We start from the raw sequence: 22684 nt of genomic DNA on the forward strand, positions 1-22684 counted from the left end.
GGTCCCCGGTCCCCGGTCCCCGGTCCCGCGCCTCAGTTCACGCATAACCGCCCAGGTCGGCATTGGAATAGACCGCCTGCACATCGTCCAGGTCTTCCAGCATGTCCAGCAGCTTGCGCACCTGCAGCGCGGTGTCGCCTTCCACGGCGATGTCGTTGTCGGCGCGGAAGCTGATCTCGGCATGGTCGGCGGCCAGGCCAGCCGCCTGCATCGCGTCCTTGACCGCGTGGAACGCGTCCGGCGAGGTCAGCACGTCGATCGCGCCGTCCTCCGGATAGACCACGATGTCGTCGGCGCCGGCCTCGATCGCCGCTTCGGTGATCTTCTCCTCGTCGGCGCCGGCGGCAAAGCTGAGCACGCCCAGGCGCTTGAACATGAAGGCCACCGAGCCCTCGGTGCCCATGTTGCCGCCGCACTTGCTGAAGGCATGGCGCACGTCGGCCACGGTGCGCACGCGGTTGTCGGTCAGGCAGTCGACGATCACCGCCACGCCGCCCGGGGCATAGCCCTCGTAGCGGATTTCCTCGTACTCGACCCCTTCCAGCTCGCCGGTGGCCTTCTTGATCGCGCGCTCGATCACGTCCTTGGACATGTTCGAGGCCAGGCCCTTGTCCATCGCCACGCGCAGGCGCGGGTTGTTGGACGGGTCGCCGCCGCCGGCGCGCGCGGCGACGCCGATCTCGCGGATGATCTTGGTGAAAATCTTGCCGCGCTTCGCATCGGATGCGTTCTTGCGGGCTTCGATCGAGGGGCCTCTACCCATGGGGCGTTCCGGACATCAGAAGGACAAGCGGCGGATTTTACTCGATTGCGCCGCCGCGCCCCCATCCGCGGTGCCCGCGCTCAGGCGGCGAAGCGGCCATGGCGCAGGAACGCCGCGGTCTGGCGCGCGGCCGCCGGCGAGAACAACAGGCCGCTGTGGCTGGCGCGCACCAGGCAATGGTCGTGCAGGCCGGGCACGCGGGTCTCGGCCAGGGCCACGGTGCCGTCCGACTCCGGCCCCAGCGCGACGAAGCGGTTGCCCAGTCCCAACGCGACGCTGCCGGCGACCATGCCGACCGCGGCGCGCCCGTCCCAGAGTCCGAGACCCTGCTGCAGCAAGGCCGCGCTGCGGCCCAGGGCGGCGCCGAGGCCGCGTCGCAGCAGCGCCTGCGCCACCGCGCTGCCGGCCAGCGGGGCGCCCAGGCACACCACCCGGGTCACCGGCAGCTGCGGCGCCTGGCGCAGGGCCTGCAGCGCGATCAGCCCGCCCAGGCTGTGCCCGACCAGGGCCAGCGGCCCGTGCGCGGCCAGGCGCTCGATCCGCTGCTGCAACCGCGGCACCGCCGCCTCGGCGCCGCCGAACGCGGTCGAGTAGCCGAAACTGGCGACGCGGAAACCGTCGCGGCGCAACCGCCAGGCCAGCGGCCCCAGCCAGGCGCGGCCGTTCCAGATGCCGTGCAACAGCAGCACCTGCGGCGTTGCGGCGGCACCGGTGTCCGGCTCCGGCCGCGCTGCGCACGCGCCGGCCGGCTCAGCCGCAACCGAGCTTGGTGATGACATTGTCGGCGCCGACGAAGACGTTGAGCCGGTCCGGGCGCAGGTCGCGCGTGGTCGGCTGGCCCGGCGCGATCGGCCGCACCAAGCCGGCGCCGCTGTCCTTGCGCAGCCTGGCCATGGTCGCCTCGGTCGCGACCTGGCCGACCGCCCAGGTCACCGGCTCGGCCTGGCAGCGGCCGTCGCCCTGCCCGGCCGGGCCGCCGCTGGCCGGCTGCAGCGAGGCCGATGGCGCGCACGCGGCCAGCAGCGGCAGCACGGCGGCGGCGTATTTCAGTGATCGCGGCATGGCACTCTCCTGTCGGGTCGGGAGGAGTGGCCAGTCTACTGCGCCATGTCGCCGGCCCTGCCGATCGGCTGGCCGCGCCGGCATGGCGGTCATGCGTGCCGCGCGAGGCTATGCCGAGCGCGGCAGGCGCCGCAGGATGAATTCCAGGTCGCGGGTCTGCCCGACCGGGAACTCGTAGGTGCCGACCTTCTCGAAGCCGTAGCGCGCATAGAAGCGCTGCGCGCCGAAGTTCTCCGACCACACCCCGATCCACAGCGTGCGCGGGCCGGCGTGTTCCAGCCAGGCCAGCGCGGTCTCGAACAGGCGGCTGCCCCAGCCGCTGTTCTGGTGCGAACGCAGCAGGTACAGCCGCTTCAGTTCGCCGTCGCCGGGCTGCACCTCGGCATGCGGCAGGCCGCATGGGCCGGCCGCGGCGTGGCCCACCGCCACGCCGTCGTCCTCCAGCAGCCAGATCGCGTAGTCCGGGTGCTGCAGGATCGTGCGTTGCCGCTGCGCGGTGTAGTGCTCGTCGAGGAAGCCATGCAGGTCTTGCGGCGAATACAGGTGGCCGAAGGTCTCGGTGAAGGTGGCCGCGGCCATCGCCGCCAGCGTGGCGGCGTCGTCCGGCGTGGCCTGGCGGATCGCCAATGCCATCACTCAGCCCTGCACCGGCTTGGCGCGCACCTGCACGTGCACTTCGGCCAGCTGCTCTTCGCTGATCGGCGACGGCGAGCCGGTCATCAGGTCCTGCGCGCCGGTGGTCTTGGGGAACGGGATGACGTCGCGGATCGAGTCGGTGCCGGCCATCAGCGCGGCGATGCGGTCGATGCCGAAGGCGATGCCGCCGTGCGGCGGCGCGCCGTACTTCAACGCGTCGAGCAGGAAGCCGAACTTGATCCGCGCCTCTTCGGCGCCGATGCCGAGCAGTTCGAACACCGCCGCCTGCATGTCGGTGCGGTGGATACGGATCGAGCCGCCGCCGATCTCGTTGCCGTTGAGCACCATGTCGTAGCCGCGCGACACCGCGGTCCTGGCGTTAGCGCGCAGGTCGTCGATGTCCTCCACCGCCGGTGCGGTGAAGGGATGATGCAGGGCGACGTAGCGCTGCGCTTCCTCGTCGTACTCGAACATCGGGAAATCGGTGACCCACAGCGGCCGCCAACCGTCGGCGACCAGGGCGAAGTCCTTGCCGGCCTTCAACCGCAGCGCGCCCATGAAATCGGAGACCTTGCCGTAGGCGCCGGCGCCGAAGAACACGATGTCGCCGTTGCCGGCGCCGACGTGCGCGACGAGCGCGGCGAAGGCCGCGTCGCCGAAGAACTTGGCGATCGGCGATGCAATCTCGCCGTTGTCGCCGATCTTGATGTAGGCCAGGCCCTTGGCGCCGTACTTGGCGGCGTGCGCGGCGTACTCGTCGATCTGCTTGCGCGACAGGCTGGCGCCGCCGGGGATGCGCAGCGCGGCGACGCGGCCATCGGCGTCGTTGGCGGCGGCGCTGAACACCGCGAACTCGCTGTCCCTGACCAGCTCGGCCACGTCGACCAGTTCCAGCGCGATGCGCAGGTCCGGCTTGTCCGAGCCGTAGCGGCGCATCGCCTCGGCCCAGGTCATGCGCGGGAAGCTGGCGTCCAGTTCGACCTCGGCCACTTCCTTGAAGATGGCGCGGATCATCTCTTCGACGAAGTCCTGCACGTCGCGCTCGCGCACGAAGGCGAACTCCATGTCGAGTTGGGTGAACTCGAGCTGGCGGTCGGCGCGCAGCGCTTCGTCGCGGAAGCAGCGCGCGATCTGGTAGTAGCGGTCGAAGCCGGCCACCATCAGGATCTGCTTGAACAGCTGCGGCGACTGCGGCAGCGCGTAGAACTCGCCCGGGTGCATGCGCGCCGGCACCAGGAAGTCGCGCGCGCCTTCCGGAGTGACGTTGGCCAGGATCGGCGTCTCGATGTCCTGGAAGCCCTTGCTGTCCAGGTGCCGGCGCAGCGCCTGCACCAGCTTGATGCGGGTGCGCTGCATGCGCTGCATCTCCGGGCGGCGCAGGTCCAGGTAGCGGTACTTCAGGCGGGTTTCTTCGCCGGGGTTCTCGTGCGCATGGAACGGCAGCGGCGCGGCCTTGTTGAGGACGCTGATGCGGGTGGCGATGACCTCGACCTTGCCGCTGCGCAGCTTGTCGTTGACCGCATGCCGCGCGCGCACCACGCCTTCGACCTGCAGCACGTCCTCGTAGCCCAGCGAGGCGGCGACCGCGAACACCTCCGCGTTCTCCGGCTCCACCGTCACCTGCACGATGCCTTCGTGGTCGCGCAGGTCGATGAAGCAGACGCCGCCGAGATTGCGGGCGACATCGGTCCAGCCGGCCAGGGTGACGGTTTGGCCGATCAGGGTCTCGTCGACCAGGCCGCAGAAGTGGGTACGCATCGCAAACTCCAAGGAGGGACCGCCGCCGCAGAAGGCGCCGGCAAGCCGGATATTCTGCGGCGCGGCGCCGGCCCGGGCAAATCGCGCCGCAACTCACCTGGCCTTAAGTTTCCGTGAGGCTATAGTCCGCCCACATTCACGGGCATCGGAGGGGACCCATGTTGAAGCATCTCAGCGGTTGGCTATTGGTGGCCGGACTGGCCTTGGCCAGCGCGCCGGTGGCCGCGCAGAGCGCGCGCGCCTACGCGCCGGAGGACCTGCGGCAGCTGTCGGTGCCGAGCCGGGTGCGGGCGATCGAGCGCGAGTACGCCGACCAGTCGCGCGGCCGGCAGATCCCCGACGACCAGTTGGAGTTCTACCTGGACCAGATCGACCGCGGCTGGGGCTTCGGCCGCATCCAGCAGGACATCGCCACCTCGCTGCGCGGCAGCAGCGGCCAGTGGCGGCCGCAGCCCGGGTCCACCGCGCAGACCATCGCCTGCTCCAGCAGCGACCGCAAGCGCCGCCAGTGCGCGACCCCATTCCGCGGCCGCGCGCGGCTGGTCGGCACGCTGTCGGACTCGCCGTGCATCGAGGGCCAGACCTGGGGCGCCGGTCCCGGCGCGGTGTGGGTGGACCGCGGCTGTCGCGGCCGCTTCGCCGAGGGCCGGGGCGGCTGGAGCGACGGCGGCGGTGGCGGCAACTGGGGCGGCGGCAATGGCGGCGGCGCCGGTCCCGGCGGCACCATCCGCTGCGAGAGCCAGGACCAGCGGCAACGGGTGTGCAACACCGGCTGGCGCAACGCGGTGCTGGTGCGGCAGCTGTCCGACACCCGCTGCATCGAGGGCCGCAGCTGGGGCCAGCGCGACGGCACGGTGTGGGTCGACGATGGCTGCCGCGGCGAATTCGCCGAAGGCCGGGGCGGTGGCGGTGGCGGTGGCGGCGGTTGGGGCCCGGGCCGTCCGCCGTCCGGCGGCGGCGACTACTCGGTGACCTGCAGCAGCGACGACAAGCGCCTGCGCAGCTGCGCCTGGGACCGCCGCCAGGGCCGCCCGGCGGTGATCCAGCAGCTGTCCGGCACCACCTGCGTGGAAGGCCGCAACTGGGGCTACGAGGGCAACGCGGTGTGGGTCAAGGAAGGCTGCCGGGCGCGCTTCGGCGCCCGCTGATCTTCCCAGGCGGAAACGCGAACGGCCCGGAGGCGACTCCGGGCCGTTCGCATTTCGGGCGTTGGCTGCTACTGCGGGCATCGGGCCGCCGGTGGCAAAGGTGCCTGGCCGGGCGAGCCGCGCGACGCCGCCTACAGGCGCGCCCTCAGGTCGCGGCGGGCTTGGCCGCTGGCGCGGGCGCCGGCGTGCTGGCCGCGGCAGCGGCGGGCTTGGCGTCGGAGGCCGCGGGCGCCGCGGCGGGTTTGGCCTCGCCGGTGCCGCCGGTTGCGCTGCCGGACTCGGCCAGGTTGCGCTTCTTGTCGCCGTCCTTCTTGAAATCGGTCTCGTACCAGCCGCTGCCGGACAACCGGAACGACGGCGCGGTCAGCTGCCGCTTGATCGCGGGCGCACCGCACGACGGGCAGGCGTCCGGATCGGGATCGGAGAGTTTCTGCAGGCGGTCGAAGCTGTGACCGCACTCGGCACATTGGAAAGCATAGATCGGCATGGCGGCAAAAACGCGAGAGGAACAGAGGCCGCCAGTATGGGGCCCGGGCGCAGGCTTTCAAGCGATGCCGTCGGCGCGGCCGCCAAGGCGGTGCCTGCCGAGGCCATAGCGCCGCCAGCCGCCGAGCCCTTAGCCCCTCTCCCAAGGGAGAGGGGTTGGGGTGAGGGTACGGCGCGAAGCGACTCGCGGGGTTTGGGTGCACGAGGCTGCGCCCGTACCCTCATCCGCCCCTGCGGGGCACCTTCTCCCGAGGGGAGAAGGAAAAGCCGCGACCTGCCTTAAGCCCCTCTCCCGTCGGGAGAGGGGTTGGGGTGAGGGTCCGGCGCGAAGCGACCCGCTGGGCGCACGAGGCTGCGTCCGCCCCCCTCATCCGCCCCTTCGGGCACCTTCCACCAAAGGGGCCGTAGCCCCGATGGGAGAAGGAGCAGCCGAGCGCGCCGCCACCGCAGAGGCGTGCGCACAAGGGCCGCAAACCGACAGTCACATCCACGCAACCATGTGCCGACACCATCGCGGTCCCCCACATGCAAGCGTTCACCCTTGATGAATTTTCCGAAAAGTTTCCGTGTCCCGCGGCGGACCACGCTGGCCATGTTGCTGTCGGCCATGGTCGCCCACGCCCAGGCCGCCAGCGACACCGGCGCTCCCGCGGCCCCCGCCGATGCTGGCGAGCAGGTGTCCACCCTGGAGCAGGTCCAGGTCGTCGGCCAGGCCACCACCTACGCCAAGACCAGCGTCAGCAAGGAAATGCTCGACCGCCAGTTCGCCATGGGCAGCGTCAACGACGTGCTCAACGAACTTCCGGGCGTGATCGTGACCGAGGCCGACGCGTTCGGCTCCTCCGACTGGGGCACGCAGATCAGCATGCGCGGCTTCGTCAGCAACCGCGACACCCAGCAGATCGGCACCACCATCGACGGCCTGCCCAACGGCGGCTCGGCCTACGGCGGCGGCGCCAAGGCCAACCGCTTCATCGATCCGCTGGACCTGGAGACGGTGGAAGTCAGCCAGGGCACCGCCGACATCGCCTCGCGCTCCAACGAGGCGCTGGGCGGTACGCTCAACTACCTGACCGGCGAGCCGCTCGATGCGCAGCGCGTGCGTGTGGCGGTGGGCATCGGCGACAACGATGCGCGCAAGTACTACGCCCGCTACGACACCGGCCTGATCGGCAGCACCAAGGCCTGGCTCAGCGCCTCGCACAGCAGCAACGACGACTGGATCGACGGCAGCGGCCACACCACCCGCGACCACCTGGCCGGCAAGTTCGACAGCGAACTGGGCGCATGGAAACTGAGCGGCTACCTGTCCTACGACGACGCCGACGAGTCCGAATACACCAGCGTCACCCCCGAGCAGTTCGCGCGCGATCCCGAGCACGACCTGCTGACCGGCACGCTGACCGGCATTCCCTATCTGGACCAGAACTACCGTTCCGGCTCGCGCGCGCTGCGCAAGAACACCTTCGGCTACCTGCGCGGCGCGTTCGACGGCGGCAACGGCTTCAAGGCCACGCTGGCCGGCTACGCGCACCGCCTGGAAGGCCGCGGCGACTGGATCCCACCGTACCTGGTGGACGTGAGCGACGACGGCAGCGGCAGCCCGGAGTCGGAATACCGGGGCGGGCGCACCGTGTACGGCGGCAGCGACCTGGGCAAGATCTACTTCGTCACCCCCAGCGGCGCGGCGGCGACCATGCGCGCCGGCTGCAGCGGCAGCGCGACGCTGCCGGCCGAGTCCGACCCGGCCTGCTACCCGGCCGGTTCGCAAGCGGTGCAGTCCTACCGCCATAGCCACTACGACAACGACCGCGCCGGGTTCACCGCCGATGCCGAATGGCGCACCGCGCTGGGCGCGATCGACAACACCGTGCGCGCCGGCGTGTGGCTGGAGAAGTACCAGCGCAGCGTCACCCGCGACTGGCACCGGCTGCTCAACGTCGGCACCAACATCGCCTTCGACCACAGCCCGTACTGGGTGCAGTTCAAGGACCGCTACGACACCGACGAGCGCATGTACTACGTCGAGGACCTGATGCGCTACGGCGATTTCGCCTGGCGCGTGGGCGTCAAGCAGTTCTTCGTCGACCAGACCCGCGACCGCCGCATCGGCGACAGCCAGCACGCCGCGTCGGACGCGCATTCCGATCCGCTGTTCTCCGCCGGCCTGACCTGGACCACGCCGGTCAAGGGCCTGGAAGCCTTCGCCGGCTACTCGCAGAACTTCGCCGCGATCCCCTCCGGCGTGCTCGGCGAGACCGACCCGGTGGCGCTGAGCCGGGTCAAGCCGGAAACCGCCGACAACGTCGAATTGGGCCTGCGCATCAGCCGCTGGCCGCTGACCGGCAGCGTCACCGTGTACGACATCCGTTTCGACAACCGCATCGTCTACGTGCCGGCCAACTTCGTTGACGGCATCGACTACCTGGGCGAGACCGACGGCGTCTACGAGAACTTCGGCGGCGTGCACGCGCGCGGCGTGGAAGCGGCGCTGGGCTACGGCTGGGACAACGGTTGGCGGATCAACGGCGCCTACACCTTCAACAAGGCGACCTACCTGGGCAGCGGCGACGCGGCGCGCGACACGGCGCTGGAGATCACCCCCGGCTCGCAGGTGATCGGCCAGCCGCGCAACACCCTGGTCGCCTCGGCCGACTGGCAGGGCCAGGCCTGGGCGTTCGGCATCTCCGGGCGCTACCTGGGCAAGCGTTACCTGGATGCGTCCAACAGCGCCAGCCTGGACGGCGTCACCACCTTCGACGCGCACCTGGGCCTGAGCCTGTCGCAACTGTCGGCGCAGTTGCAGGGCGTGAAGCTGGACCTCAACGTCAGCAACCTCACCGACAAGCGCTACCTGGAAGGCGTGGACGGCAGCGACAGCGCCTTCATCGCCGCACCGCGCACGGTCGGCCTGACCCTGACGCTGGATCTGTAATCGCGCAGCCCGCATGCTGCGCCCTCGCCGGCGGCGCGATGCCGTCGGCGAGCCCTCTTCGTTCCGTCCTGCCGGTGCCCGTGCCATGACCGATCTTCCCCGCCGCCGCCTGCTGCAGGCCGGCGTCGCCGGTGCCGCCGCAGCGCTGCTGCCGCCCAGCATCGCCCGCGCCGCGGCGATCGCGCCGGACGTGCGCAGCGGCACCCTGCAGGACCTGCAGCACGTGGTGATCCTGATGCAGGAGAACCGCGCCTTCGACCACTACTTCGGCAGCTTTCCCGGCGCGCGCGGCTTCGGCGACCGCTTCCCGATCCCGGCGCCGCCGCTGCCCGAGGCGGCACGGCGCAGCGTCTGGCTGCAGCCCAGCGCGGACGGCAGCCGGCTGCTGGCGCCGTTCCCGCTGCACACCGCGCGCGACTTCGCCACCATGCGCGTGCAAGGCACGCCGCACACCTGGCCCAACGCGCAGCAGGCCTGGGACCACGGCCGCATGGGCCACTGGACCGCGGCCAAGCGCGACCATGCGCTGGCCCACTACGAACGCGACGACCTGCCGTTCCAGTTCGCGCTGGCCGAGGCCTTCACCCTGTGCGACGCCTACCACTGCGCGATCCAGGCCGGCACCAATCCCAACCGGGTGTTCCTGTGGACCGGGCACAACGATGCGCATGCGCGCGCCGGCGGGCCGGTGATTGCCAACTCGCACGACAACTTTCCCGAATTGGGCGGACATGCGGAAGACTACCGCTGGCCCAGCTATGTCGAAGCGCTGCAGCAGGCCGGCGTGTCCTGGCAGATCTACCAGGACATGGCCGACAACTTCACCGACAACCCGCTGGCCGGCTTCGCGCCGTTCCGCGCGGCCTGGCGCGGCGCGCCCGGCCACGATCCGCAACTGCGCGAACGCGGGGTCGGCACGCGCACGCTGGCGCAGTTGCGCGAGGACGTGCTCGCCGCGCGGCTGCCGGCGGTGAGCTTCATCATCGCCGACGCCGCCGGCAGCGAGCATCCCGATCCGTCCAGCCCCGCGCAGGGCGCGGCCTACACCGCGCGCGTGCTCGACGCGCTGACTGCCGATCCGCAGGTGTGGGCGCGCACCGCGCTGCTGCTGATGTTCGACGAGAACGACGGCTTCTTCGACCACGTGCCGCCGCCGGCGCCGCCCTCGCCCGATGCGGCCGCGGCCGGCGGCTGGGCCGGCGCCTCGACGGTCAGCACCGACGGCGAATACCACCTGCATCCGGCGCCGGGCGACGAGAAGGCCGACCTGCCGGAATTGCGCGGCCGGCCCTATGGCCTGGGCCCGCGGGTGCCGCTGTACGTGATCTCGCCGTGGAGCCGCGGCGGCTGGATCGACTCGCAGGTCTACGACCACACCTCGGTGCTGCGCCTGCTGGAACGCCGCTTCGGCGTCGCCGCGAGCGGACTGACGCCATGGCGCCGCGCGGTCTGCGGCGACCTGCTCGACGCCTTCGATTTCCGCCAGGCCGATACGCGCCCGTTCGTCGCCGCGCTGCCCGATGTGAGCGCCGCCGCGGCGCGCGCGGCCGCCCTGCGCGAGCATGCGCTGCCGCCGCTGCCGGCCACCGTGCAGGCGCCGCAACAGCCGTTCGGCGTGCGCCGCTCGCGCGCATTGCCGTATCGCCCCACGGTGCAGTTCGAACACGTGGACGCGCGCGGCGAAGTGCGGCTGCGGATGACCAATGCCGGCGCGGCCGCGGTGCTGCACGTCTACGACCGCTACGACCTGGCGGCGATTCCGCGGCGCTACACGGTCGGCGGCGGCGCGACGCTGGACGCCACCTGGACCACCTACGACGGCCGCTACGACCTGTGGCTGCTCGGCCCCAACGGCTTCCACCGCCACTACCGCGGCGACCTCGACGCACCGCTGCTGCAGGCCGAGATCGCCCAGGACGCGCACGATCCGCAGGCGCTGTGCCTGCTGCTGCGCAATCCCGGCGACAGCGCCCTGCACGTGCAACTGCAGCCGGGCGCCTACGCGCAGGCGCAACCGCACGACCGCCTGAGCGTGGCCCCGGGCGCGCAGCGGCGGCTCGCCTGGAACGCGGCGCCGACCGGCGGCTGGTACGACCTGTGGCTGGTGCAGGACCGCGCGCGCCAGCGCCTGGCCGGGCGCGTGGAAACCGGCAAGGCCAGCGTCAGCGATCCGGCCATGGGCGGGCCGGCGCAGCTGTACCAGAGCGAGGTGGCCGAGATCGCCGCGCCCGGTTGAGCGCCCCGCCTTCGCTCGGAGAGGCCGCGATGGCGAAGTCCGGACGGCCACCGCTTATCGCCGAAGCCCATCGCCGACTACATGCATTGCGCGGACCGGACACGCCAGGCGTTCAGTGCGCGAGCGTTTCCCGTACCGCGACCGCCACCGCCTTCAGCGCCGCGTCGCGTGCGGCGTCGTCGACCTTGGCGCCATTGAGATAGGCGGTCAGCAGCAACGGCGTGCGCCGGCCCGGCGGCCACACGATGGCGATGTCGTTGCGGGTGTCGACGCCGTTGCTGCCGGTCTTGTCGCCAATCTTCCAGGCAGGCGTCAGCCCGGCGCGCAGGCAGGCGTCGCCGGTGCGGTTGTCGATCATCCAATCGGTCAGCCGCTTGCGCGAGGCCGGCTGCAGCGCATCGCCGAGCAGCAGCGTGCGCAGGGTCGCGGCCATCGCCGCCGGGGTGGTGGTGTCGCGCGGGTCGCCGGCGGCGTACCGGTTCATCTCCGGCTCGTGGCGGTCGGAGCGGGTCTGCGTATCGCCGAGCCCGCGCAGGAAGCGGGTCAGCCCCGGCGGGTCGCCGACCAGCGGGAACAGCAGGTTGGCGGCCGGGTTGTCGCTGAAGATCATCGTCGCCTGGCACAGCTCGGCCACGCTGAGCGCGCCGCCGACATGGCGCTCGGTGACTGGTGCGTGCGACAGCATGTCCGACGCGCGGATCTGCACGCGCTGCTGCAGCGTCAGTTCGCCGCGATCCACCCGCTGCAGCACCGCCGCCGCCAATAGAAATTTGAAGGTGCTGCACATCGGGAAACGCTCGTCCTGGCGCTGCCCGCCGAGCGTCGCGCCGTTACCGTCGAGCAGCGTCACCCCGAGCCGGCCGCCGCTGCCGCGCTCGATCGCGGCCAGCCGCTGCGCCAGGGCCGGCGCCTTGATCCGCGGCGCTTTCGCGTCCACCACCCCGACCGCCAGGGCTGCCGCCGCCACCCCCATCCCCTGCAAAAATTGTCGTCTCGCCAGCATCGTCCACCTCCGTCGGAAGCGTCGATGATGCGCAGCTTGACCGCCGCCCACCAGCGAGGTTATTCAATCGCAGCCATGAGCAAAACTAATTCCTGACGATGATCCGCCCGCAGCTGCCATTGAATGCCCTGCGCGCCTTCGAGGCAGCCGCGCGGCACCAGAACCTGACCCGCGCCGCCGCCGAGCTGTGCGTGACCCAGGCCGCGCTGAGCCACCAGATCAAACGGCTGGAGGAGCGCCTGGGCGTGGTCCTGTTCCAGCGCCTGCCGCGCGGCGTGGCCCTGACCGACGAGGGCCAGCGCCTGCACCCGGTGCTGACCGAGACATTCGACCGCATCGCCGCCACCCTGCAGCGCTTCGCCGGCGGCCGCTACCGCGAGACGCTGAGCCTCGGCGTGGTCGGCACGTTCGCGGTCGGCTGGCTGCTGCCGCGGCTGGACGCCTTCCACGCCGCGCATGCGGACATCGAACTGCGCGTGCACACCCACAACAACCGCGTCGACCTGGCCGGCGAAGGCCTGGACCTGGCGATCCGCTTCGGCGACGGCGACTGGCAAGGCCAGTGCGCCACGCCGATCCTCGATGCGCCGTTCGCCCCGGTGTGCGCGCCGGCACTGGCGCGCGCGCTGCGCGCACCGGCCGACCTGGGCGGCGTGCCGTTGCTGCGCTCCTACCGGCTGGACGAATGGCCGCGCTGGCTGCGGGCGGCCGGCGCGCCCGAGTTGGTCGCCGGCGGGCCGATCTGCGACTCGTCGCTGACCCTGGCCAGCGCCGCGGCGGCGGGTGCCGGCGTGGCCTTGCTGCCGCTGCGCCTGTTCGCGCAGGACCTGGATGCCGGGCGCCTGGTCGCGCCGTTCCCGACCCGCCTGGACGCCGGACGCTACTGGCTCACCCGCCTGCGCTCGCGCGCGGAAAGCGACGCCGGACGCCGCTTGCGCGAGTGGCTGCAGGAGGAGGGGCAGCAAGCGGGGCACTGAGCGGCGCTTCGCCCCGCGCTTCGGTCCGGCGCTACCGCCTTCGCCGCACGAAACCGCAGGTCCGCGAGCGCCCCGAAGCCGTGCAGACCCCCACACCAAACCGCGTGAAAAATTTGTGCACTGCCACTTGGCGGCCGACCGAACGCCGAACTATGATCAGGGTCGCAGTTGCAATGTGCGCCAGGGGAAGGCGATCACGTTCCTGGGGGGAACACGCAATGAACCGTATCGTCATGGCCGCGCGTCCGGCCCTGGTCTCTCGCGACGTCGTCCTGGCCGCTGCGCTGGCCTGCCTATGCCTGTTGCACCTGGCCTATTTCCTGCGCAGCGGCGCGAGCGAATGGCACTGGGCGCTCAGCGCGACCGGACTGGCGCTGATGGCGATCAAGGCCAGCCTGCGACCGACGCCGACGGCGCGCCCGTCGCTGCGCAGCCTGCGCTCGCGCACGCCGCTGGACTGGGCCGCCATCGCCGGCGGCCTGCTGGTGGTGGCCAGCGCCGCCGCCTGAGCCACCCCTAAACGCCGGCGCCCGTCGGGGCGCACGAGCTGGCAACGGTCTGGCGCGACCCTGAACACGCCGCGGGCGCACGCTCCACTTCTGCCGCGACGCGTCACCCGTGTTCGCGCATGCCACATGCACCCATCTGCGGCCGCAGCTACACAGCGCGTGCGGCAGAGGCCCCCACGCGCGACGCCAGGCGCCGAAACGCCTCGTGCTGGGCGGCATCGGCGAACCAGGAGGTGGGCACCAGCTCGAACAGCATGTCGTTGTGGTACAGCAGCAGTACCTGCGCGTTCTCGCGATAGCGGACGTAGTCAGCCCAGGGATGGCGCGCCTGCCCGCCCGACCATGACACCTCTATTTCGGCCTCGTTCCAGGCATAGGTGACGACGTGCCGCAGCGTGGCCTGTTGCGTGTGCAGGCGCCGCACCTTGCGCGGCAGTATCCACGCGCGCGTGACGCCCAGGCCGATCAGCCCGCCGCCGGCGGCGCCGATCAGCAAGGCGCCGAATACCGTGGCCGCGGACGGCAGCGACAGCACCAGCACCAGCCCGACCAGCAATGCGACCACCAGCACCGCCAAGGCGCGCCGCAGCTGATGCCGGGTATGCAGACGTTGCGCGGCAAGATAGTCGTCCACGCTGATGATGCCGCTGATCATGGTTGGCTCCCTGCTTGCTGGCGTGGCGCCACAGCTTAGCGAACCGGCGTGCACGTGCGGCGCCAGGCAGCGCGCCGCAGGCAAGCGCCGCCGCTCACGCGCCCTCGATCAGCTCCATCCATGCCTGCTCGGCCTGCGCCAGCTGCTGCGCGGTGGCTTCGCGGTCGCGGCCCAGCACCGCCATCTTTTCGGCATCGGCGTAGTGCTTGGGATCGGCCAGCTGGCGATCGAGCTCGGCCAGCGCCGCCTCAAGCTCGCCGACGCGCTTCTCGGCGGCAGCGAGCTTGTGCGGGTTCGGCGGCTTCTTCGCCGGCAGCGGCTTGACCGGCGGCGGCGGGGTCGGCGCGACCTCGGCCATCTTCTGCTTGGTGCCCTGCGCGGCCGGGCGGCTGCGCAGCCACGCGGCGTACTCGTCCAGATCGCCGGCGAACGGCTCGACCACGCCGTCGGCCACGCGCCAGAAGGTGTCGCAGACCAGGCCGATCAGGTGGCGGTCGTGCGAGACCATCACGATCGCGCCCTCGAAGTCGCTCAGCGCTTCGGCCAGCGCCTCGCGCATCTCCAGGTCCAGATGGTTGGTCGGCTCGTCGAGCAGCAGCACGTTGGGCTGCTGCCAGGCGATCAGCGCCAGCGCCAGGCGCGCGCGCTCGCCGCCGGAGAAACCGTCCACCACTTCGAAGGCGCGGTCGCCGGGGAAATTCCACTTGCCGAGGAAGTCGCGGAACGCCTGGATCGACGCGTCCGGCGAGATGTCGCGGAAATGGTCGATCGGCGACTGCCCCTCGTGCAGCGATTCCACCGTGTGCTGGGCGAAGTAGCCGATGCGCAGGTCCGGGTGCGCGCTGCGCTCGCCGCTCAGCAGCGGGATCTCGCCGACCAGGCTCTTGACCAGGGTCGACTTGCCGGCGCCGTTGGGACCGAGCAGGCCGATGCGGTCGCCCGCTTCCAGGCCGAAGCCGGCCTGGTGCAGGATCACCTCGCTGCCGTAGCCGCAGTCGGCGTGGTTGAGCCGGATCAGCGAATGCGGCAGGCGGTTGGGCTGGGCGAACTCGATGCGGAACTCGCGCTCGGCGCGCACCGCCTCGGTGCCGGCCATCTTCGCCAGCCGCTTCATCCGGCTCTGCGCCTGGCTGGCCTTGCTGGCCTGCGCCTTGAAGCGGTCGATGAAGCTCTGCAGGTGCGCGCGCTCGGCCTGTTCCTTGTCGTGCGCGATCTGCTGCTGGCGCAGCTGCTCGGTGCGCTGGCGCTCGAAATCGGTGTAGCCGCCCACGTATAGCTTGGCGCCGCCGCCATGCAGGTGCAGGGTGTGGGTGGCGACGTTGTCGAGGAACTCGCGGTCGTGGCTGATCAGCAGCAGCGTGCCGGGGTACTTCAGCAGCCACTGTTCCAGCCACAGCACCGCGTCCATGTCCAGGTGGTTGGTCGGCTCGTCGAGCAGCAGCAGGTCCGAGGGCATCATCAGCGCCCGCGCCAGGTTCAGCCGCACCCGCCAGCCGCCGGAGAAATCCTTGACCGGGCGCGAATGCGTCGCCGCCGGAAAGCCCAGGCCATGCAGCAGCTTGCCGGCGCGCGCGGTGCCGTCGTAGCCGCCGACCTCTTCCAGGCGCACGTGCGCGGCCGCGACCGCCTCCCAGTCCTCGGCGGCCAGCGCGTCGGCCTCGGCCTGCAGCGCCGCGGCCACCTCGGTGTCGCCGCCGAGCACGAAGTCCAGCGCCGGATCGGGCAGCGACGGGGTCTCCTGGGCGACGCTGGCGGTGCGCAGCTTGCCGGGCAGCTCCACGTCGCCCTTGTCGGCCTCCAGCTCGCCGCGGATCGCCGCGAACAGGCTGGACTTGCCGGTGCCGTTGCGCCCGACCACGCCGACGCGGTAGCCGGCATGCAGGGTCAGATCGACATTGGACAACAGCAGCCGCTCGCCGCGGCGCATGGCGAAATTACGTAACGAAATCATCGGGGGAGAGCGTCCAAAGAACGGTTGGGAATATGCAGATGAGCATGCTTCCTGGGACACGATTCTACCGTTAACGAATAATTGACGCTCAGGGACCCGCGCGCCACCCTGCCACCCCGCTTGTGGCACCCCGCGCCGCCCGCTCCCCCACTTATTGGGCCCTCGCGGCCCACCCGTTGTCTGGAGAATCCATGAAGCACCCTGTTTCCCGGCTCGCGACCGCCGTCGTCGCGGTCCTCGTCGGCGTCCCCGCCTTCGCCCAGAACGCCGACGGCAGCGCCACGCCGAGCACCCTGGACACCGTCATCGTCACCGGCACCCGGGTCAGCGACCGCACCGTGGCCGAATCGCAGTCGCCGATCGACATCATCACCCCCGAAGCGCTGCAGTCCACCGGCACCTCGGAACTGGCCACCGCGCTGTCGCGCGCCCTGCCCTCGCTGAACTTCCCGCGCCCGGCGCTGACCGACGGCACCAGCGGCATCCGCCCGGCGCAGCTGCGCGGGCTGTCGCCGGACCAGGTGCTGGTGCTGGTCAACGGCAAGCGCCGCCACACCTCCGCGCAGATCAACGTCAACGGCAGCATCGGCCGCGGCGCCTCGGCGGTGGACATCAACGCGATTCCGATCGCGGCGATCGAACGCGTGGAAGTGCTGCGCGACGGCGCCTCGGCGCAGTACGGCTCCGACGCCATCGCCGGGGTCGTCAACATCGTGCTCAAGGGCGCCGGCCAGGGCGGCAGCCTGGCGGTCGACTATGGCCAGTACTCGGCCGGCGACGGCGAGAAGTACCAGCTCTCCGGCGACACCGGGGTCAGCTTCGGCGACGGCCGCGGCACGCTGCACGTGGCCGGCCAGATCAGCCAGCAGGACGAGACCAACCGCGCCGGCCCGTACCAGGGCGTCGCGCCGAATACCGGCAACTATCCCGGCATCGGCGAAACCACCTTCGTCTACGGCGATCCGCAGGTCGACGCCAGCGCGGTCTCGGCCAACGGCGAGTTCCGCTTCAGCGACAACGTCACCGGCTACGCCACCGCCATCGCCAGCAACCGCGACATCACCTCGTTCGCGTTCTACCGCTCGCGCAACCACAACGGGCAGAGCGCGCTGCTGGCGCAGACCTACCCCGACGGCTACGTGCCGGAAATCGACCAGTCCTCCAAGGACCGCTCGCTGGTTGCCGGGCTCAAGGGCAGCACCGCGGGCGGCTTCGGCTGGGACGTGAGCTACAACTACGGCTACAACAAGATCGGCTTCAACACCCGCAACAGCATCAACTACAGCCTGGGCACCGACAGCCCGAGCAGCTTCTACGACGGCGCGCTGGAGTACACCCAGAACATCGTCAACGCCGACTTCACCCAGCCGCTGGAATGGGGCCTGGCCTACCCGGTGACGCTGTCCTTCGGCGCCGAATACCGCCAGGAGAAATGGAACCAGTCGCCGGGCGAAGCGGCGTCCTACACCGGCACCACCGGCGGCGCGCAGGGCTTCGCCGGCTTCTCGCCGGCCAACGCGGTGCATTCGGACCGCCACAACTACGCCGTCTACGCCGGCCTGGAAGCCGACTTCACCGACAAGTTCTCCGCCGGCCTCACCGGCCGCTACGAGGACTACTCGGACTTCGGCAGCAAGAGCTCGGGCAAGCTGTCGGCGCGCTACGCCTTCACCGACAAGGTGGCGCTGCGCGGCACCGTGGCCAGCGGCTTCCGCGCCCCGTCGCTGGCGCAGCAGCAGTACCAGGCGGTGACCAGCAACTACATCAACGGCAGCTTCTTCGAATCGGGCACCTTCCCGGTGGACAGCGCCGTGGCCCAGGCGCTGGGCGCCGCGCCGCTGAAGGCCGAGACCTCGCTGTCCTACAGCCTGGGCCTGGTGCTGCAACCGGTCGAGCGCCTGTACGTGACCCTGGACGCGTACCAGATCAAGATCGACGACCGCATCCTGCTCTCCTCCAACCTCAACGACGCCGCCGTGCTCGCGCAGCTGCAGGGCCTGGGCTACGCCAACGTCACCAGCGTGCGCTACTTCGCCAACGCCGCCGACACCCGCACCCGCGGCGTCGACCTGGTCGGCACCTACACGATCCCGTTCGCGGCCAGCACCCTGGACCTCACCGCCAGCTACGGCTACAGCAAGACCGAGATCACCGATGCGGTCGAACAGCCGCAGGCGCTGGCGGCGATCGGCTCGACCCAGACCATCCTCGGCCGCGACGAGATCGGCCGCCTGGAGGACAGCTTCCCGAAGGACAAGCTCATCCTCAGCGGCACCTGGAAGCTGCAGCGCTGGGACTTCAACCTGGCCGCCACGCGCTACGGCGATTTCACCGTGCGCAACTCGGCCAGCGCCGCCCGCGACCAGACCTACGATGCGAGCTGGGTGGTGGACGCCTCGGCCAGCTTCAAGCCCGGCAGCAACTGGACCCTGACCCTGGGCGCGGACAACCTGCTGGACCAGTATCCGGACAAGACCACCAACCTGGTCAATTCCACCTACGGCATGCTGCCGTACAGCAACTATTCGCCGTACGGCTTCAATGGCGCCTATGTGTACGGGCGGATCAACTACCGCTGGTAGGCCCACGTACGTAGCGCACCACGAGCACGCCCCGGCCGGTCCGGGGCGTTCTCGTTCCTGCGCCGCACGCCGGTGTCTCGCATCCACACGACCTGAACAAACCGGGGCGGGAACGGTGGTATCACACGCGCCATCTTCCTTCGGCAGAGCATGCACATGGAAACCGAGCGACTGTACCGCGGGCGCCTGATCGACCACCTGCACCTGGTGGTGCGCGACCTGCAGGCGAGCCAGGCCTTCTACACCGCCGTGCTCGGCGAACTGGGCATCCCGCTCGGCGGCCAGGGCGAGGGCTATTTCTGGGCCGACGAACTGTTCGTGTCCGACCGCAGCACGCTCGCGCAGGGCGAGCTGACCGGACGCCACCACCTCGCGTTCCAGGCACGCGATCGCGCGATGGTCGACGCCTTCCACCGCACCGCGCTGGCGCATGGCGGACGCGACAACGGCGCGCCGGGGCTGCGCCCGTATCACCCCGCCTACTACGCGGCGTTCGTGCTCGATCCCGACGGCAACAACGTCGAAGCGGTCTTCCACGGGCCGGCACAACGCAGTGCCGACGCGGTGCAGATCAGCTTCTGAGCCGACTGCAGCTGCCGGGCTGATTCCACGATCCAGTTGCGGAGCGCAAGCGCATTGGTCGCCATTGCGCTGCAAGGGATGCCCGGACCTGCGCATGCGGGAGGCGCGGGGAGCACGTCGATGCGTGCGCCTACACGCCATCCTCGGCAATGACGTCGAGCGACTGCGGCACATGCGGAGCGAACTGTTGAAAGCGACGCAGCGTCGGCCTGATCGAGTTTCCTCATCCCTCACGCGAGCGCTTGCGGCGCGTCGCTACGCATATCCTCCAGTGTGATCGCCCGCCGCCGTGCGAGTGGCGCCGGCCTTTGCCGGCACGCGGCGCGACGCGCGAAGCGCAACGCACTTCTACCGCCCGGTCGGACGACACCGCCCGGTTTTGTCTACAAGCACGGCGAACCGCCGCATCGCCGCTGGCGCAGGTGTCGCGGCGGTCGTTGCACTTGCAACCACGCGACAAGGTTTAACGGAACATTGACACACCTGACATATCCCGGTAATCCACTGGGCAGCCGCCACGTTCGCCATGCGCGCGACACCCGGGAGGGGGTGATGGCGAATCTGGCGGCGACCTCCCCCGTTCTGGAGCCGCCCACCGATGAACCGCACGTCCCATCCTCTCGCTATCGCCGTCGCCCTCGCCCTGACCACCTCCGCAGCGCCCGCCATCGCCCAGAGCACGTCCAGCAGCGCACAGACGCTGGATACCGTGATCGTCACCGGCACCCGCGTGGCCGACCGCACCGTCGCCGAGTCGGCCTCGCCGATCGACATCATCTCGCCGGAAATGCTGCAGTCCACCGGCACCACCGAACTGGCCACCGCACTGTCGCGCGCGGTGCCGTCGCTGAACTTCCCGCGCCCGGCGATCACCGACGGCTCCGACGCGGTGCGCCCGGCGCAGTTGCGCGGGCTCTCGCCCGACCAGGTGCTGGTGCTGGTCAACGGCAAGCGCTACCACACCACCGCGCTGGTCAACCTCAACGGCGCGCAGGGGCGCGGCTCATCGCCGGCCGACCTCAACACCATTCCGATCGCCGCGGTCGAGCGCATCGAGGTGCTGCGCGACGGCGCCTCGGCGCAGTACGGCTCCGACGCCATCGCCGGGGTCATCAACATCGTGCTCAAGGGCAGCGGCGACGGCGGCAGCATCGCCGCGCGCTACGGCAAGTACAGCGCCGGCGACGGTGAGCAGTATCAGTTGTCCGGCGATGCCGGAGTCAAGTTCGGCGAGAACGGTGCGGTGCATTTCGCCGCGCAGGCCGGCCACCAGGACCAGACCGACCGCGCCAAGCCGTACCTGGGCGAAGTGCAGCAGCGTTACGGCGATCCGGACATCGACCAGGGCGCGTTCTCCTACAACGGCCAGTACAGCCCGGCCGAGTACATCACGTTCTATTCCTACGGCATGCTCAGCCGCCGCGAAGTGCTGTCCAACGGCTACTTCCGCTGGTCCGGCGACAACCGCAACCGTCCGGAGATCTACCCCGGCGGCTTCCTGCCGCAGATCTACAACGTCAGCAAGGACGTCTCCTGGGTCGGCGGCTTCAAGGCCAGCACCGAGGGCGGCCTGGGCATCGACATCAGCTACAACTACGGCCGCAACGACCTGAGCTTCGAGGTCAAGAACAGCCTCAACAACAGCATGGGCCTGAGCAGCCCCACCGACTTCTACGCCGGTTCGCTGGAAGTCACCCAGAACCTGCTCAACGCCGACTTCAGCAAGTCGCTGGAGATCGGCCTGGCCTATCCGGTGACGCTGGCCTTCGGCGGCGAGTGGCGCGGCGAGAAGTTCAACGAATCGCCCGGCGACGTGGCCTCCTACCTCAATGGCGGGGTACCCTCGGCCAACGGCACGCTGCTGCCGGGCGCGCAGGTGTACGCCGGCTTCAAGCCCAGCGATTCGGGCCACTACGACCGCAACAGCTATTCGGCCTACGTCGACCTGGAAGGCGACATCACCGACAAGTTCTCCGCCGGCCTGGCCGGGCGCTACGAGAACTACAGCGATTTCGGCGACACCAGCACCGGCAAGCTGTCGCTGCGCTACGCCTTCACCGACAAGGTCGCGCTGCGCGCCACCGCCTCCACCGGTTTCCGCGCGCCGTCGCTGCAGCAGCAGTATTTCCAGTCCATCGCCACCAACTTCATCAACGTCACCCAGCCCGACGGCAGCATCACCGCCACGCCGTTCGAGATCGGCACCTTCCGCACCGACAATCCGGCCGCGGTCGCGCTCGGCGCCGAGCCGCTGAAGGCGGAAAAGTCGAAGAACTACGGCCTGGGCCTGGTCCTGCAACCGGTCGATGCGCTGTACGTCACCGTCGACGCCTACCGCATCGACATCGACGACCGCATCGTGCTGTCGGAAAACCTGACCTCCACCGCAGTGCGCAACTACCTGCAGGCCAACGGCTACGCCGGTATCGGCGGCGGCCGCTACTTCACCAACGCCATCGACACCAAGACCCAGGGCGTGGACGCGGTCGGCACCTACAAGATCGCGCTGAGCAACAGCAACCTGGACCTGACCGCCGGCTACAACTACAACAAGACCGAGATCGAGAAGATCGCCGAGAACCCGGCGGTGCTGGAGGCGATCGACCCGACCGCGGTGCGCATCGGCCGCGCCGAGATCGGCCGCATCACCAAGGGCGCGCCGCGCGACAAGTTCTTCCTCAGCAGCGTGTGGGCGCCGGGCAACTGGGCATTCACCGCCACCGCCACGCGCTGGGGCGAGTTCACCGACTTCGGCACCACGCCGGCGGCCGACCAGACCTATACGGCGAAGTGGACGCTGGACCTGGCCGCCAGCTACAAGCTGGGCAACTGGGACTTCACCATCGGCGGCGACAACGTGCTCGACGAATACCCCGACCAGTCGCGCGCCGGCGCGGGCACCCGCACCTACCTGCCATACAGCACCTCCTCGCCGTTCGGCTTCAACGGTGCGTTCGCCTACGCCAACGTCAACTTCAAATGGTGAGCCGGGTCGGTACGGCCTAGCCGATGCGGCGCCGGCCGCTGAGCGGATAGAAAAGCCCCGGCTCGCCGGGGCTTTTTTGTCTGCCGCGCGCTGCGCAGGCGGCCATCGCGCATTAACGCCGGCCGCCGCCTGTCGATTAACTCACCCGGCTAACACAGATTAAGAACCGGAGGAAGTTACTTCGGTAGACATCCTCACAATATGCGGGATATCAATGGCATAGGCTAAAACTCCGTTTATCTAACCGATATTTGTCAACAGCTGCCCGCCGCGACTCGCGTAAGGTGGAATCGCCTGAACGGCAGGCGATAAAACCCTTAGCAGGGGAAGGACAAGCTATGGACTGGAATATCTCGAAAACCGCGGCGCTGGCCTCGGGAGTGTTGTTGTGCTCCGCATTCGCCACGGCCGCCCA

The 22684-nt window shown here is 70.2% G+C and carries 16 protein-coding genes and 1 pseudogene; 8 read left to right on the top strand and 9 right to left on the bottom strand.

The window, feature by feature from the left end; all coding sequences use genetic code 11:
• Positions 1–37 precede the first annotated feature (37 nt).
• The 5 genes from VDQ83_RS03720 to aspS all read right to left on the bottom strand — a co-directional run bounded on the left by VDQ83_RS03720 (position 38) and on the right by aspS (position 4219).
• Positions 38–763: a YebC/PmpR family DNA-binding transcriptional regulator gene (locus VDQ83_RS03720; protein WP_263395400.1), complete on the bottom strand. Its 726-nt coding sequence runs from the start codon at positions 761–763 to the stop codon at positions 38–40.
• 80 nt (positions 764–843) lie between these two features.
• Positions 844–1542 carry an esterase/lipase family protein gene (locus VDQ83_RS03725; protein ID WP_455433906.1) on the bottom strand — a complete coding sequence of 233 codons (699 nt, stop codon included), beginning with the start codon at positions 1540–1542 and terminating at the stop codon, positions 844–846.
• On the bottom strand, positions 1514–1825 hold the full coding sequence (locus tag VDQ83_RS03730) for an I78 family peptidase inhibitor (protein WP_455433907.1): 312 nt from the start codon (positions 1823–1825) through the stop codon (positions 1514–1516). Before VDQ83_RS03730 ends, VDQ83_RS03725 begins: the two co-directional genes overlap by 29 nt.
• Before the next feature lie 108 nt (positions 1826–1933).
• Positions 1934–2458 (bottom strand): GNAT family N-acetyltransferase, encoded by a 525-nt coding sequence (locus tag VDQ83_RS03735; RefSeq protein ID WP_455433908.1) that lies wholly within the window; start codon positions 2456–2458, stop codon positions 1934–1936.
• Positions 2459–2461: 3 nt separating this feature from the next.
• Positions 2462–4219 (bottom strand): aspartate--tRNA ligase, encoded by a 1758-nt coding sequence (aspS, locus tag VDQ83_RS03740; protein WP_455433909.1) that lies wholly within the window; start codon positions 4217–4219, stop codon positions 2462–2464.
• Positions 4220–4377: 158 nt separating this feature from the next.
• On the opposite strand from aspS, the gene VDQ83_RS03745 reads away from it, so the two are divergent.
• Entirely contained in the window at positions 4378–5367 is a 990-nt protein-coding gene (locus VDQ83_RS03745) for a DUF3011 domain-containing protein (protein ID WP_455433910.1), read from the top strand.
• A 145-nt stretch (positions 5368–5512) separates the two neighbouring features.
• On the opposite strand, the gene VDQ83_RS03750 is transcribed toward VDQ83_RS03745, so the two are convergent.
• A complete protein-coding gene (locus VDQ83_RS03750) occupies positions 5513–5854 on the bottom strand; it encodes an FmdB family zinc ribbon protein (protein WP_309921373.1) in 342 nt (113 codons plus the stop codon).
• A gap of 543 nt (positions 5855–6397) precedes the next feature.
• Here VDQ83_RS03750 and VDQ83_RS03755 point away from each other — a divergent pair.
• Together VDQ83_RS03755 and VDQ83_RS03760 are read left to right on the top strand one after the other, a co-directional pair.
• On the top strand, positions 6398–8788 hold the full coding sequence (locus VDQ83_RS03755; RefSeq protein WP_455433911.1) for a TonB-dependent receptor: 2391 nt from the start codon (positions 6398–6400) through the stop codon (positions 8786–8788).
• A gap of 85 nt (positions 8789–8873) precedes the next feature.
• The gene (locus VDQ83_RS03760) at positions 8874–11024 is read left to right on the top strand and encodes a phosphocholine-specific phospholipase C (RefSeq protein ID WP_455433912.1); all 2151 of its coding nucleotides are present in this window, start codon (positions 8874–8876) and stop codon (positions 11022–11024) included.
• Positions 11025–11136: 112 nt separating this feature from the next.
• On the opposite strand, the pseudogene bla reads toward VDQ83_RS03760, so the two are convergent.
• Positions 11137–11913, bottom strand: a pseudogene (gene bla / locus VDQ83_RS03765) (class A beta-lactamase); the annotation flags it as partial.
• Positions 11914–12125: 212 nt separating this feature from the next.
• On the opposite strand from bla, the gene ampR reads away from it, so the two are divergent.
• Positions 12126–13004 carry a LysR family transcriptional regulator AmpR gene (gene ampR, locus VDQ83_RS03770; RefSeq protein WP_455433913.1) on the top strand — a complete coding sequence of 293 codons (879 nt, stop codon included), beginning with the start codon at positions 12126–12128 and terminating at the stop codon, positions 13002–13004.
• 218 nt (positions 13005–13222) lie between these two features.
• A complete protein-coding gene (locus VDQ83_RS03775) occupies positions 13223–13513 on the top strand; it encodes a hypothetical protein (RefSeq protein WP_263395410.1) in 291 nt (96 codons plus the stop codon).
• A gap of 148 nt (positions 13514–13661) precedes the next feature.
• Here the strand turns inward: VDQ83_RS03775 and VDQ83_RS03780 are convergent, their stop codons facing one another.
• Positions 13662–14168 carry a YcxB family protein gene (locus VDQ83_RS03780; protein WP_455433914.1) on the bottom strand — a complete coding sequence of 169 codons (507 nt, stop codon included), beginning with the start codon at positions 14166–14168 and terminating at the stop codon, positions 13662–13664.
• Positions 14169–14262: 94 nt separating this feature from the next.
• Entirely contained in the window at positions 14263–16119 is a 1857-nt protein-coding gene (locus VDQ83_RS03785; RefSeq protein WP_455433915.1) for an ABC-F family ATP-binding cassette domain-containing protein, read from the bottom strand.
• 191 nt (positions 16120–16310) lie between these two features.
• Here VDQ83_RS03785 and VDQ83_RS03790 point away from each other — a divergent pair, with 191 nt between their 5' ends.
• From VDQ83_RS03790 to VDQ83_RS03800, 3 genes are all read left to right on the top strand, one after another.
• A complete protein-coding gene (locus VDQ83_RS03790) occupies positions 16311–18701 on the top strand; it encodes a TonB-dependent receptor plug domain-containing protein (protein WP_455433916.1) in 2391 nt (796 codons plus the stop codon).
• 156 nt (positions 18702–18857) lie between these two features.
• Positions 18858–19283, top strand: a complete 426-nt coding sequence (locus VDQ83_RS03795; RefSeq protein ID WP_455433917.1) for a VOC family protein — start codon at positions 18858–18860, stop codon at positions 19281–19283.
• A gap of 598 nt (positions 19284–19881) precedes the next feature.
• Positions 19882–22269, top strand: a complete 2388-nt coding sequence (locus VDQ83_RS03800) for a TonB-dependent receptor plug domain-containing protein (RefSeq protein WP_455433918.1) — start codon at positions 19882–19884, stop codon at positions 22267–22269.
• Positions 22270–22684 lie beyond the last annotated feature (415 nt).

This window comes from Xanthomonas sp. WHRI 7945 (assembly GCF_035026585.1).

Bases quoted from the DNA above. Each gene is read 5' to 3' on its own strand.
- VDQ83_RS03720 (WP_263395400.1), bottom strand. From the start codon at position 763: ATGGGTAGAGGCCCCTCGATCGAAGCCCGCAAGAACGCATCCGATGCG.
- VDQ83_RS03725 (WP_455433906.1), bottom strand. From the start codon at position 1,542: ATGTCATCACCAAGCTCGGTTGCGGCTGAGCCGGCCGGCGCGTGCGCA.
- VDQ83_RS03730 (WP_455433907.1), bottom strand. From the start codon at position 1,825: ATGCCGCGATCACTGAAATACGCCGCCGCCGTGCTGCCGCTGCTGGCC.
- VDQ83_RS03735 (WP_455433908.1), bottom strand. From the start codon at position 2,458: ATGGCATTGGCGATCCGCCAGGCCACGCCGGACGACGCCGCCACGCTG.
- aspS (WP_455433909.1), bottom strand. From the start codon at position 4,219: ATGCGTACCCACTTCTGCGGCCTGGTCGACGAGACCCTGATCGGCCAA.
- VDQ83_RS03745 (WP_455433910.1), top strand. From the start codon at position 4,378: ATGTTGAAGCATCTCAGCGGTTGGCTATTGGTGGCCGGACTGGCCTTG.
- VDQ83_RS03750 (WP_309921373.1), bottom strand. From the start codon at position 5,854: ATGCCGATCTATGCTTTCCAATGTGCCGAGTGCGGTCACAGCTTCGAC.
- VDQ83_RS03755 (WP_455433911.1), top strand. From the start codon at position 6,398: ATGAATTTTCCGAAAAGTTTCCGTGTCCCGCGGCGGACCACGCTGGCC.
- VDQ83_RS03760 (WP_455433912.1), top strand. From the start codon at position 8,874: ATGACCGATCTTCCCCGCCGCCGCCTGCTGCAGGCCGGCGTCGCCGGT.
- ampR (WP_455433913.1), top strand. From the start codon at position 12,126: ATGATCCGCCCGCAGCTGCCATTGAATGCCCTGCGCGCCTTCGAGGCA.
- VDQ83_RS03775 (WP_263395410.1), top strand. From the start codon at position 13,223: ATGAACCGTATCGTCATGGCCGCGCGTCCGGCCCTGGTCTCTCGCGAC.
- VDQ83_RS03780 (WP_455433914.1), bottom strand. From the start codon at position 14,168: ATGATCAGCGGCATCATCAGCGTGGACGACTATCTTGCCGCGCAACGT.
- VDQ83_RS03785 (WP_455433915.1), bottom strand. From the start codon at position 16,119: ATGATTTCGTTACGTAATTTCGCCATGCGCCGCGGCGAGCGGCTGCTG.
- VDQ83_RS03790 (WP_455433916.1), top strand. From the start codon at position 16,311: ATGAAGCACCCTGTTTCCCGGCTCGCGACCGCCGTCGTCGCGGTCCTC.
- VDQ83_RS03795 (WP_455433917.1), top strand. From the start codon at position 18,858: ATGGAAACCGAGCGACTGTACCGCGGGCGCCTGATCGACCACCTGCAC.
- VDQ83_RS03800 (WP_455433918.1), top strand. From the start codon at position 19,882: ATGAACCGCACGTCCCATCCTCTCGCTATCGCCGTCGCCCTCGCCCTG.